We start from the raw sequence: 12,452 nt of genomic DNA, 5'->3' as shown, positions 1-12,452 counted from the left end.
CCGCCGTTTCAGACGGCCTTTGTCTTGGAAAAAATATGAAACCGTCTATTTTAGAAAAATTACAACAACTTAGCGAACGTTTGGAAGAAGTCACCCATCTGCTCGGCCAGCCCGAAGCCACCGAAGATATGGACAACTACCGCAAGCTGACGCGCGAACACGCCGAAATCACGCCGGTGGCGGAAGTGTTCCAAAGCTACCGCATGGCGCAGAGCGATTTGGCCGACGCCGAAGAAATGCTGCAAGACCCTGAAATGAAAGAATTTGCTGCCGAAGAAATCGAAGCGGCAAAAGCCAAAATCGACACCTTGGATACCGAGTTGCAAAAACTGCTGCTGCCCAAAGATGCCGACGACGATAAAAACATTTTTATCGAAGTACGGGCGGGGACGGGCGGCGACGAAGCGGCGCTGTTTGCCGGCGATTTGCTGCGGATGTACAGCCGCTATGCCGAACGCAACCGCTGGCAGGTCGAAATCGTGTCCGCCAACGAAAGCGAATTGGGCGGTTATAAAGAAGTGATTGCCCGCATTGTCGGCTTGGGCGCATACAGCCGTCTGAAATTCGAGTCCGGCGGCCACCGTGTGCAGCGGGTTCCCGCCACCGAAAGCCAAGGACGGATTCACACTTCAGCGTGTACCGTTGCCGTGATGCCCGAAGCCGATGAGTTGGAAGATATTCAAATCAACCCCGCCGATTTGCGGATTGATACCTTCCGAGCATCCGGTGCCGGCGGCCAGCACATCAACAAAACCGATTCGGCGGTACGCATTACCCACCTGCCGACCGGCACGGTTGTCGAATGTCAGGACGGCCGCAGCCAGCACGCCAATAAAGCGCAGGCGATGAAAGTGTTGGCGGCACGTTTGAACGATGCGCAAAAACGGGAAGCGCAAGCCAAAGAAGCCGCCGAACGCAAATCCTTAATCGGCAGCGGCGACCGCAGCGAACGCATCCGCACCTACAACTACCCGCAAGGCCGGGTAACCGACCACCGTATCAATCTGACCCTGCACAAACTCGATTTCATCATGGACGGCGATTTGGACGAATTGACCAATGCGCTGATTGCCGAGCATCAAGCCGAATTGTTGGCGGCGATGGGCGATTAACAAACTGTTTTATTTTTTAATGATGCTGTAAACGGCCATTGCTGCTGCCGCAATGAGCAGATAAACCCAATTAATGCCGAAGCCGTATTTCTCTGCAGGAAAAGAATCCTTGAGTTTGAACAACCTACCGAAGAAGAAGCAGAGTAAAAAAATGCATACAAAAAATAAAGCAAGGTCATGACGCATAAGTTGATGCTCCATATATCGTCAAAAGTTTTGTAACTGTTTAAAGGGATTAAAGAAAGGAAGGAAGGTTTTCTCTCAAACTTACCAGATTAAACCTTCCCATTCTTTAGTTAATGTTATCAATTATTATCTGGTAAGAAAACCTTGAGCCATTCCACCTACCGTAGCGAGACCTACCAAATCAACTGCCGCAGTAATTCCCATCGGCCCGCCTATTGCGCCTCCTGCTGCACCTAAAGTTGTGGCGTAACCTGCATCCCGCCAGTTGAACTTCCTTCCGCTTGCAGCAACATTTCCGGCATAAGCTCTGTAACCGGCAATGCCTCCGGCAATCGCTCCCGGAATAGCAAAGCCTCCATTGACAGCCGATAATTCACGGTTATTTATTTCACGCATGACATACTTCTCTGATTAATTAAGACAAAAATATCTGTACAAGAAAAAGATGTATATTGTTGCGACAAAAAAATAAAAATAGTTCAAAATAGTAATAACTATCATTTAATTATTTTAACTTAGTGCTAATATAAATATTCAAATATAATATTGATTATTCATGGCTGATTGACCTGCATAAAATAAAAGTAAATTTATCTGCATAGTTTATTCAGACGGCCTTATTCCACTTATATTTATTTGTAAATGATAGATACCTCCTATTTTTCTCTGATTTCAAACAAAGTTAAGCCGATTTACCCTCAAATTCCGTTGTAATCGGTGCAAACCGCTGCGCCGAAGTGATAAAATAAGCGCGAATTTATCTTTTTTATCCCCCACGAAAAGGAACAAACATGTCAAACGTATTGGTTGTACCCGTTTCCGCCCGCATCGACAGCTGGGCGACCACTCAGGCTTTGGCGGCTGCATTGCCGAATGGCCAAGCCCTGCGCGCACTGGATGAAAACGGCTTTGGCGAAAAGCTGTTGGCACAAGGCAAAAGCGATGACTGGTTAGACGCGCTGGTCGGCAAAATCAGCGAAATAAACGCGGAAAACGTGGTTATTAAAGGCATTCGTCCAAACGCGGATAAAGTATTCTTGGCCACCAAAAACTTTGAATTGGCCTTGTCGTTGGATGCGGCAGTGGTGTTTGCTGTGGGCGCATGCGACGAAGAAAACGAATTGTGCGAAACCGATGTTGACGACATCGTGCAAAAATTGAATCTGGCCAAACAATCTTACATCACCGCACCGGGCGTATTGGCCGGCTTCGTGTTGGACAATGCAGCACCGGGTGTGGGTAAAGCTGCTGCCGAACAAACCGGTTTGACCTTCTTTGGTTCAACCGAGCAATTGGGCGATGTGAACGAATTGGCCAACCGCGGCGGCAACCGCTTATCGCCATCACAATTCCGCGTGAACATGATGGACACCGCCCGCAAAGCCGGCAAACGCATTGTATTGCCGGAAGGTGCCGAGCCCCGCACCGTGCAAGCTGCGGCGGTTTGTCATGAAAAAGGCATTGCCCGCTGCGTATTGCTGGCACCGCGTGCCGAAGTGGAAGCCGTGGCTAAAGAGCGCCACATCAACCTGCCGGATTCTTTGGAAATCATTGATCCTGCCGATTTGATCGAGCAATACGTTGCGCCGATGTGCGAGTTGCGTAAGAGCAAAGGCCTGACCGAAGAGCAGGCACGCGAGCAGCTGCAAGATACTGTGGTGTTGGGTACCATGATGATGGCGCAAAACGATGTAGACGGCTTGGTTTCCGGTGCAGTTCACACCACCGCCAACACCATCCGTCCCGCTTTGCAATTGATTAAAACCGCACCGGGCGCGAGCTTGGTATCAAGTATTTTCTTCATGTTGCTGCCAAACCAAGTCTTGGTTTACGGCGACTGCGCGGTGAACCCGAACCCGACGCCTGAACAATTGGCCGACATCGCGATTCAGTCTGCCGATTCTGCCAAAGCCTTCGGTATCGAGCCGAAAGTGGCGATGATTTCTTACTCAACCGGCACTTCCGGTGCCGGCCCTGATGTTGAAGCCGTGGCACAAGCCACTCAAATCGCGCAGCAAAAACGCCCCGATTTGGCGATTGACGGCCCGTTGCAATACGATGCCGCCACCGTGCCGAGCGTAGCCAAATCTAAAGCGCCGAACAGCGCGGTTGCCGGTCAGGCGACTGTGTTGGTGTTCCCGGATTTGAACACCGGCAACTGTACCTACAAAGCCGTTCAACGTAACGCCAACGTCTTGAGCGTCGGCCCAATGCTGCAAGGTTTGCGCAAGCCGGTGAACGACTTGTCGCGCGGCGCATTGGTAGATGACATCGTGTACACCATCGCGCTGACTGCTATCCAAGCGGCGCAAATGGAAGCCTGATCGCTTGAAGTACCGATGATAAACTCAATCACGGCCGTCTGAATGGTTTCAGACGGCTTTTTGTCGGAGACAATTGATTTTATCCGCATGCGTTCAACGCAATCTATCCCAACCGCCGACCGAATTTTCTGTGTAATCCTTGTGGATAAATCAGATAATTGCTTGAAGAAAAAAGAGCAAATTATATTGCTTAAAGAATAAGCAATAGGTCGCGGCCTCTGTAAAATCCCTATCTTCGGTACATTTCTTCGTTATGCGCTGCTCGCAAGCTTGCCTATCTTTGCGGCATGTCTGCATTTTCTGTGCTGCTCTAACTTTGAACCGTACTCAAATCTAGGGTTTTGCAAAGGCCTCGGATTGTCCGGAACCCGAAGCCGTGTTTTCAGACGGCCTATTGGGTTATAATCCGAGCCTAACCCCTACACAGAGCCAAAAAAGAATGAGCGCTTACCAACAGCAGTTAAACGGCAAAATCCGCTACTTAACAGAATTATTCCAAGGATTCGATTTTCCCGAAATCCAAGTATTTGAATCGCCTGAACAACATTACCGTATGCGCGCGGAATTTCGAGTGTGGCACGAAGGCGACGAGATTTTTTACGCCATGTTCGAGCGTGGGCAGAAGGCCGGCGGCGCGAGCTTGGTGCGCTGCGACCAGTTTGATGCCGCCGATACCGCCATCAATGCATTAATGCCGCGCCTGATTGCCGCAGTCACAGAACAACCGATTTTGAAAAACCGTTGGTACGCGGTAGAATTTTTGGCCACGCTTAGTGGTGAAATGTTGGTCACCATGATTTACCACAAAAAGCTCGATGCCGATTGGGAAGCCGCCGCGCATGCCTTGCAAGAGCAATTGGGCGTGTGGATTATCGGTCGCAGCCGCGGGCAAAAGTTGGTGTTGGCACAAGATTTCGTTACTGAAACTTTGCGCGTCGGCCGGCAGGATTTCCATTACCGCCAAATCGAAGGCAGCTTCACCCAGCCCAACGCGCGTGTGTGCGAGAAAATGCTGGCATGGGCATGTGAGTCGGCAGAAGGCTTGGGCGGCGATATGCTCGAGCTTTATTGCGGCAACGGTAATTTCACCCTGCCTTTGTCCAAGCAATTCCAACGCGTATTGGCTACCGAAGTATCAAAAGCATCGGTCAACGCCGCGCTGTGGAACATTGAAGCCAACCAAAGTGATAACGTTAAAATCGTTCGGTTGTCAGCCGAAGAATTTACCGAAGCCTACACCCGAAACCGCGAATTCCGCCGCCTGCAAGAGCAGGGCGTGGTGTTGGCCGATTATCGGTTTTCCACCATCTTCGTCGATCCGCCCCGCGCCGGCATTGATGACGAAACGCTGAAGCTCGTGGCGCAATTCGACAACGTAATTTACATTTCCTGCAATCCCGAAACTTTACGCAGTAATCTCGAGATACTTGCCCGAACACACAGCATCGAACGCGCGGCATTGTTCGACCAATTCCCGTTTACGCACCATATTGAAAGTGGTGTGTTGTTGAAACGGAAATAAAGACCAAAAGCGCAGTCAGCACGCTTGCGCTTGGGATTTTGTGAAGAAGTCATAAATAATGCCGTCTGAAAGTTGGAAATTTCAGACGGCATTTAAATTTAATAAATTAATTGCTTAACACATCTACGCCTTTAGGCGGGGTGAATTTAAATGCGTTGCGCGACAAGTTGGGTTTGGTGTTCAAACTGCTGAAATTAATTGCCGTTTCATTACCAAAGCTGTCTTTCAACTGCATGGCGGCCAAGGTGTCGCCTTTGAAACCGATACGGATGTATTGATAGCCGGCGTTGTTTTTCTTCGGAGTGGCCAAAGCGTAATCAATGCCGTTGGCCGAGCCGTCTTCTTTCAACGTGTAGCTGCTGTCGAGCGCGGTTTTGTTGGACAAAATCGCGGCAGGGCTGTCACCGATGGCTTGGTTTTGTGATGATTTGGTTACTTGGGCCAAGTCGACATCGTAAAGCCAGATGGTTTTGCCGTCGCCGACGATGGTTTGTTTGTAAGGCTTGGTGTATTCCCATTTAAACAGACCCGGGCGCAGGATTTGGAAGGTGCCGTAGGTGGTTTGGGTTTTCTTTTTGCTTTTGACGGTTTGGCTGAAGTTGCCGCTGATGCCGTCTGAATCGCTGTTGAATTTTTTCAGGGCATCCACTGCGCCTGCTTGAGCCAAGCCGACGGCTGCGCCCATGCCGACAGCTGCAATCCATTTCAAAAGGGTTTGTTGTTTCATACCGCGTTTCCTTTGTTTAGGGATAGATGGCTTAAGTATAGGCGTAATTTCGCGGCTTACAAGTGGGCGGTATGCGCATTTAATTTTTGTAAAGGTGTGGATTTGGGTTTAGGAAATTGAATCTTGGTTGTTTTTATGCGGGTAAGCGGATATTTTTTCACATTTTTTTAACTGCAAAAATGGCGTATTTTGTCGATTTATCGGCAACTTTACTGAATCTTAAGATTGATAATTTGTTGCAAACACGCGAATTTCATCTGTAGTTTGTCATGTTTTGACGGTAGAAATTAGCCAAATAAAAAGCGCTGTATTAAGATGATTGCATGAGTTGCTGCTCTCATTTAGGCATGGCGGCAGCTTATTTTGCCAATGATATGGAGCGTTGAATATGAAAAATACGAAACTTTTGGCCGCTTTGGCTGCAATCGGTGTTTCCTTTGTTTCTCTGGAAGCGCAAGCAGGCATGGTCACTGATGCCCACGGCAACCAAGGCTATGACACGGCGGCCGAATGTGATGCCGCTGTTTTGAACGGCACGGCTAAATTCTATGAATCTTTCACGCACAAACCGGCTTTGAAACGCGCCGGCGAAGCGTCTGTACGCACGGCGGCTTTGAAAGATTTGGGCCCGCAATACCGCTTGGGTGCGTGTGATTTGGGCGTGGGCCGCAAATTGGGTCGCGACGGCGTATCGAAAGTCCTGCAAGGTAAATATGTGCCTTACAGCCCGGATATGGCGGTGAACGTGTATTTGGATGCCGCAGGCAAGCCGGTTCGCGCTTCGATGAAACAATGTGACAACTGGTTCTCCGGCAATGCGCCTCGTCCGGTAGCGATTCCCGCTCCTAAACCGGCTCCGGTTGTTGCCGCACCGGTAGTGGCTGCGCCTGTGGTTGCCGCAACGCAATCAAGCGGTGTGCGCCCTTATGTATTCGGCAGCGTTGGCGCCTTGCGTGACGGTGTTTCAACCAGCGAAGCAGACTACAATTTTGACGACCGTGATACTGCCGCCGCCGGCCAAATCGGTGTAGGCGCACAATTTAATGATGTATTGGGCGCGGAAGTTTACTACCAAGGCGGCGACAAACACAAATATGAATCTATTGATGGCCTCGACAGCGTGAAAGTGCGTAACCACACTGCTGCTGCGCGTCTGACTGCCGGTGCCAATGTCACCGATAAAGCACGCTTGTTTGCCAAAGCCGGTGTGGCCGGTGTGCAGCAACGTGCCGAAGGCGATAAAGAAACCAAAGCCCGCGCAACCGCCGGTGTGGGCGCAACTTACGACCTGACCGACAACTGGGCAGTTCGTGCCGACTACGATCACTACTTCAAACGCAACGGTAATGATGGTGTGAAATGGAAAGGTGCCGACTACTTGGGTATCGGTGCACAATACAAATTCTAATCGCTTGCGGTGAAAACCAACCGGCTCTGCAAAGAGCCGGTTTTTATATATGTTTTCAGACGGCATATGTGATGAAGGCCGTCTGAACACGGGCATCGCGTTATATAATAAGGCATCAATCGTTTTGAGAAACATTATGCCTTACAGCCCTTATGCCTTGCTCGAACGTGCTTTGCTATCCGATGATCCCGATGAGAAAAGCACGTTGGCCAATCAATTGTTTGCCAAGATTCAGCATATCGAATTAATCGATGACGGCACGCATCCGCCTTTGGATTTTCGCTTTGCCGGCCGGCCGCAAAAGCCGGATTTGGTGCCGGCTTCAGCAGTGAAACCGCGCAAAATGGCCACGCCGCAAGGCTATGGCGCGTTGTTGCACGCGATTACGCATATTGAATTTAATGCCATCAATCTGGCCTTGGACGCGGCTTACCGTTTCCGCCTGATGCCGCCGCAGTTTACCCGCGATTGGATTCAGGTGGCGAAAGAAGAAGTTTATCATTTCAATCTGATGCGCGGGCGTTTACGCCATTATGGTTTTGATTACGGCGATTTTGAAGCGCACAATCATTTGTGGGACATGGCTTATAAAACCGCTTACGATCCGTTGCTGCGCATGGCGTTGGTACCGCGGGTGTTGGAAGCGCGCGGATTGGATGTCACGCCGGGTATCCGTGCCAAGGTGGAACAGCGCGGAGATGTAGAAACGTGTGCGGTGTTGGACATTATTTATCGCGATGAAGTCGGCCATGTGCAATTCGGTAATCATTGGTATCGGTATTTGTGCCGTGAGCGCGGTTTGGAGCCGATTGCCTTATTCCGCCGGTTGATTGCACGTTACGATATGTTTGTTTTCCGCGGTTATGTGAATATCGAAGCGCGGGAAAAAGCGGGCTTTAGTGCGTTTGAACTGGCCATGCTGGAAGATTTTGAGCAGAGCTTGAAAGAAGGAAAGGCCGTCTGAAAAGCAGGTTTGCCCGTTTTTAAAACGGATGCGGATATGCGCAGGGCGAACATCATTAAAATCTGTTAAAATATGCCGTCTGAGGTTTACATCTGTTCGGACGGCCTGTTAAACAAGGAAGATTCATGACCCAAGCCGTATTATTCGACTTAGACGGCACGCTTGCCGACACCGCGCTGGATTTGGGCGGCGCATTGAATTTCGTATTGCGTGCCAATGGTTTGGCCGAAAAAACAATGGATGAAATCCGTCCGTTCGCCAGCCACGGTGCAAATGGTTTGCTGAAAATGGGCGTAGGTATAACGCCTGATCATGCCGACCATCCGCAATGGCGGCAGGCTTTTCTCGAACGCTATGATGAATGTTACGCCGATGAAACCGTGTTGTTTGAAGGCGTAAACGATTTATTGCGCGAACTCGGCCAACGCGGATTGGCATGGGGCATCATCACCAACAAGCCGGCGCAGTTTACCGATAAGCTGGTGCCGAAGCTCGGCTTTGCCGTGTCGCCTGCGGTGGTGGTGAGCGGGGATACCTGCGGTGTTGCCAAACCGAATGTGAAACCGATGTTGCACGCCTGCGAACAAATCGGCGTGAAGCCGGAAGATTGCGTGTATTTGGGCGATGCCGAACGCGATATGCTGGCAGCCAAAAATGCCGGTATGAAAGCGGTGTTGGCGAATTGGGGCTACATCGCGGAAACCGACGACACGGAAGCCTGGTTGCAAGACGCGCGCATTGATACGCCGATGGATTTATTGGCAATTTTGTAAACAAACCAATGCCGTCTGAAACGTTCAGACGGCCTTCGGCATAAATTAAACCATAACACAAAGTATATAAAATGGATGTTATTTTAATCATAGGGTTGATTGTATTACTGATTGTGGCCTTAGCCGTGATATTGGGCTGGGCGGAGCAGCGCAAGAAAAATCAGCTTGAGGCCGAGAAGCGGATTGAACAGGAAAAAGCTTTATCGCGTCAGGCTGCGAAAGAAAAAATGCAGGTGGCGGTGGTGGCCAATCACGGCGATGAGCCGTTGGAGGAAGACCAAACCGATATTTCCGACAATGATTTAAATAAAATCAAAGCTGCCTACGCCAAATTTGAAAAAGACGTGTTGGGATGGGAAGCCAAGCTGCAAGTGAAATCGGAATTTTCCGCCGACGAAGAAGCCTTGATTCGCAAAGAGCAGCTCAAATACCGCATGTATTTTGAAGAAGCATTTTATGAAAAACACGGCAATTCAGTCGCATCGCAAGAGTGGCGCCAATGGACGGATGCTTTCAGCGAATTGCTTGAACGTCATGCACGCCTGATTGCGGAAGAAGAGTTGCCGAGCGAAGATGATGAAGAGGACGATGAAGAGGTAGAAGCTGTTGAGACTCAAGCATCCAATCAAATGCCGTCTGAAACAGCATCGCAAAAGATGCCGTCTGAAAACCATCAGGCAGCTGAAGCAAATGAAGGGGTAGAAGCAGAATCGTTGCCTGCTGCCGGTCAAAATGTAGTTGAAGCCGAAGCCGTTGCCGCAATAGAGGATAATGAGTCAGCAGCCGCACTGCGTTCCGCCGCGTTTCCGGCCGGTTTTACCGCCGCCGTTGCCCCGCGTGCCGAAGTCGATGAAGACGAACTCAAAGGCCGCGAGCGCGAATTGTGGGAATATGCCAACCGCCGCAATTTGTCTAAGCGCGAAGCAGGTGACCGCTATGAGCGCTATCTCGGCTATCTTTACGAACGAGCGGGCTGGCGCGTGGAGTATTACGGCTTAACAGAAGGCGTGGCCAATTCCAACCGCGGCATTGATTTGATTTGTGAAAAAGACGGCATCACCCATTTTGTGCAAACCAAATATTGGAGTGATGGCGTGGTGGCGAAAACCAATGTCAATAATGTCATCGACCGCATCGTGAAAAACATGCAGGGCATTATCGATAAACGCGCCATTCGCGGCGATGTGCAGGCTGTATTGGCGGCCAAGCCGAAATTATCCGAGCAGGTGGCGGCTTATGCACAAGAACAGGGCGTATTGCTGCTGGACGATTTGGCGGTACAGCCGTATCCGCTGATAAAATGTCACACCGGCAAACGCGGCAGTAAAAAATATTTCCTGCCTTATTTGGCGGATAAAAATCCGGCCAAATACGAAGAAATCCGCCAAGGTGCGTGGGAACCGTATGATTTGGTGCGCATGGATACGGCCAATGGTGATGTGTATGTCCATACCATCGAAGAAGCCGAAACCTTGGGTTATAAATACAGCAACCGCGCTTAAATATCAAAAGCACACTGATTCGAAGTGTGCTTTTTTTGTGAAAAAACATTGCGGCAAAAAGATTGTAGTTTGTCTGCATAAAGCTAAATCCGGTTTTCAGACGGCCTGAAAAGGCGTAAAATTTCAAGGGTTACTGTTTTACATTCTCATTTTTTATGGCGGGTCAAATTTGAATCGAAGCCGGGCAGATGTGTGCCGTTACTTTATCCAAAATAATCCGCGATATTCTTCAAATCAAAGCGAGCAAACATATGTTTTTTGATACCATTCAAGCCGCGCCGGCCGACCCGATTTTGGGTTTGGGCGAAGCATTTAAAATTGAAACCCGTCCTGAAAAAGTCAATCTCGGCATCGGCGTGTATAAAAACGCCCAAGGCGAAACCCCGATTGTCAAAGCGGTGAAAGAAGCGGAAAAACGCTTGCTGGACACCGAAACCAGCAAAAACTACCTGACCATCGACGGCGTGGCCGAATACAATGCGCAAACGCAGATTTTGTTGTTTGGTGCAGATCACGAAATCATTGCCAACCGCCGCGCCAAAACCGCGCAAAGCTTGGGCGGCACAGGGGCGCTGCGCGTGGCCGCCGAATTGGCCAAACGTCAGTTGGACGTAAAAAACGTTTGGATTTCCAACCCGACTTGGCCGAACCACAATGCCATTTTCAAAGCCGTCGGCATCGAAGTGCACGATTACCGCTATTACAACGCCGCCGAACACAAGCTGGATTGGGACGGTTTGATTGAAGACTTGAGCCAAGCTGAAAAAGGCGATGTGGTGTTGCTGCACGGCTGCTGCCACAACCCGACCGGTATCGACCCGACTCCTGAGCAATGGGATAAACTGGCGCAAATGTCGGTTGAAAAAGGCTGGTTGCCGCTGTTTGATTTTGCTTACCAAGGCTTTGGCAACGGTTTGGAAGAGGATGCCTACGGTTTGCGCAGCTTCTTGAAATGCAATAAAGAATTGCTGATTGCCAGTTCGTATTCGAAAAACTTCGGTATGTACAGTGAGCGTGTGGGTGCGTTCACCGTGGTGGCGGAAAACGAAGACACCGCCAACCGTGTACACAGCCAAGTCAAAACCATCATCCGAACCTTGTATTCAAATCCCGCTTCGCACGGTGCCAATACCATCGCGCTGGTGTTGAAAGATGCCGGATTGAAAGCGCAATGGATTGCCGAACTCGACGAAATGCGTGGCCGTATCAAAGCTATGCGCGAAAAATTTGTTGAATTGTTAAAAGCCAAAGGTGCGACACAAAATTTTGATTTTATTATCGAACAAAACGGTATGTTCTCATTCAGCGGTTTAACGCCTGAGCAAGTTGACCGTTTGAAAAATGAATTTGCCGTCTATATCGTGCGTTCAGGCCGCATCAACGTGGCCGGCATGACCGATGACAATATCGATTATTTGTGCGAAAGCATTGTGAAAGTGCTGTAAGTATTCTCAATGCCATCAAGGCCGTCTGAAACGAAATGTTTCAGACGGCCTTTTCAGTGTTTTAAATTTACGCTGCGACCACCCCTTGCATTCCCCGCAAAATTACTGCGTAGCGTAATAATTTGCCAATCAATAAAATCACGGCACATTTGAGCAGATTCAATCTCAGCCAACCGGCGGCAACCGGTAGGGCATCGCCGATAACCGGCACCCAAGCCAGCAAGAGCGTCCATGTGCCGTAGCGTTCAAACCGGCGGATGACTTTTTCAGACGGCCTTTTTTTATCAGGCAATAACCGTCCCATGCCGTATGAAACCATGCTGCCCAATCCATTAAATAAACCTGCACACAACCAAGCACCCCAAGCATGGCAAGGAAATTGGTGTACAAATACGGCAAACACGGCTTCGGATGTGCCGGGCAGAATGGTGGCGGAAGTGAAGGCAGAAAAAGCCAAGGCTATGTAAGCGTAGAGTAAAGACATATTGA

General features: G+C 49.8%; 11 protein-coding genes. 8 read left to right on the top strand and 3 right to left on the bottom strand.

All coding sequences use genetic code 11. The features are described from left to right. The first annotated feature begins 35 nt into the window (after positions 1-35). On the top strand, positions 36-1,112 hold the full coding sequence (gene prfA, locus H4O27_RS08775) for a peptide chain release factor 1 (protein ID WP_165007517.1): 1,077 nt from the start codon (positions 36-38) through the stop codon (positions 1,110-1,112). Positions 1,113-1,424: 312 nt separating this feature from the next. Here the strand turns inward: prfA and H4O27_RS08770 are convergent, their stop codons facing one another. Further along, a complete protein-coding gene (locus H4O27_RS08770; RefSeq protein ID WP_165007514.1) occupies positions 1,425-1,694 on the bottom strand; it encodes a hypothetical protein in 270 nt (89 codons plus the stop codon). A 395-nt stretch (positions 1,695-2,089) separates the two neighbouring features. Between H4O27_RS08770 and pta the strand changes: the two genes are divergently transcribed. Together pta and trmA are read left to right on the top strand one after the other, a co-directional pair. Further along, positions 2,090-3,622, top strand: a complete 1,533-nt coding sequence (pta, locus tag H4O27_RS08765) for a phosphate acetyltransferase (RefSeq protein ID WP_165007511.1) — start codon at positions 2,090-2,092, stop codon at positions 3,620-3,622. 439 nt (positions 3,623-4,061) lie between these two features. Then, positions 4,062-5,144: a tRNA (uridine(54)-C5)-methyltransferase TrmA gene (gene trmA / locus H4O27_RS08760; protein WP_165007507.1), complete on the top strand. Its 1,083-nt coding sequence runs from the start codon at positions 4,062-4,064 to the stop codon at positions 5,142-5,144. Positions 5,145-5,250: 106 nt separating this feature from the next. Here trmA and lolA read toward each other — a convergent pair whose 3' ends face one another. Next, positions 5,251-5,871 (bottom strand): outer membrane lipoprotein periplasmic chaperone LolA, encoded by a 621-nt coding sequence (lolA, locus tag H4O27_RS08755; protein ID WP_165007505.1) that lies wholly within the window; start codon positions 5,869-5,871, stop codon positions 5,251-5,253. A gap of 388 nt (positions 5,872-6,259) precedes the next feature. On the opposite strand from lolA, the gene H4O27_RS08750 reads away from it, so the two are divergent. The 5 genes from H4O27_RS08750 to H4O27_RS08730 all read left to right on the top strand — a co-directional run bounded on the left by H4O27_RS08750 (position 6,260) and on the right by H4O27_RS08730 (position 11,963). Further along, a complete protein-coding gene (locus H4O27_RS08750) occupies positions 6,260-7,279 on the top strand; it encodes a porin family protein (RefSeq protein WP_165007502.1) in 1,020 nt (339 codons plus the stop codon). 136 nt (positions 7,280-7,415) lie between these two features. Beyond that, the gene (locus tag H4O27_RS08745) at positions 7,416-8,243 is read left to right on the top strand and encodes a ferritin-like domain-containing protein (protein ID WP_165007585.1); all 828 of its coding nucleotides are present in this window, start codon (positions 7,416-7,418) and stop codon (positions 8,241-8,243) included. Positions 8,244-8,368: 125 nt separating this feature from the next. After that, positions 8,369-9,016 carry an HAD family hydrolase gene (locus tag H4O27_RS08740; RefSeq protein WP_165007499.1) on the top strand — a complete coding sequence of 216 codons (648 nt, stop codon included), beginning with the start codon at positions 8,369-8,371 and terminating at the stop codon, positions 9,014-9,016. 71 nt (positions 9,017-9,087) lie between these two features. Further along, complete coding sequence (locus H4O27_RS08735) at positions 9,088-10,518, top strand: hypothetical protein (protein ID WP_165007496.1); 1,431 nt, start codon at positions 9,088-9,090, stop codon at positions 10,516-10,518. Between the two features lie 251 nt (positions 10,519-10,769). Continuing rightward, complete coding sequence (locus H4O27_RS08730) at positions 10,770-11,963, top strand: amino acid aminotransferase (RefSeq protein ID WP_165007493.1); 1,194 nt, start codon at positions 10,770-10,772, stop codon at positions 11,961-11,963. A 67-nt stretch (positions 11,964-12,030) separates the two neighbouring features. Here the strand turns inward: H4O27_RS08730 and H4O27_RS08725 are convergent, their stop codons facing one another. Then, positions 12,031-12,447, bottom strand: coding sequence for a YqaA family protein (locus H4O27_RS08725; RefSeq protein WP_165007490.1), 417 nt, complete (start codon positions 12,445-12,447; stop codon positions 12,031-12,033). Positions 12,448-12,452: the final 5 nt, after the last annotated feature.

Source organism: Neisseria yangbaofengii (assembly GCF_014898075.1).
Lineage (GTDB): Bacteria > Pseudomonadota > Gammaproteobacteria > Burkholderiales > Neisseriaceae > Neisseria > Neisseria yangbaofengii.
The sequence above is the reverse complement of the archived record's forward strand: the minus strand, read 5'-3'. Positions and strand labels throughout refer to the sequence as shown.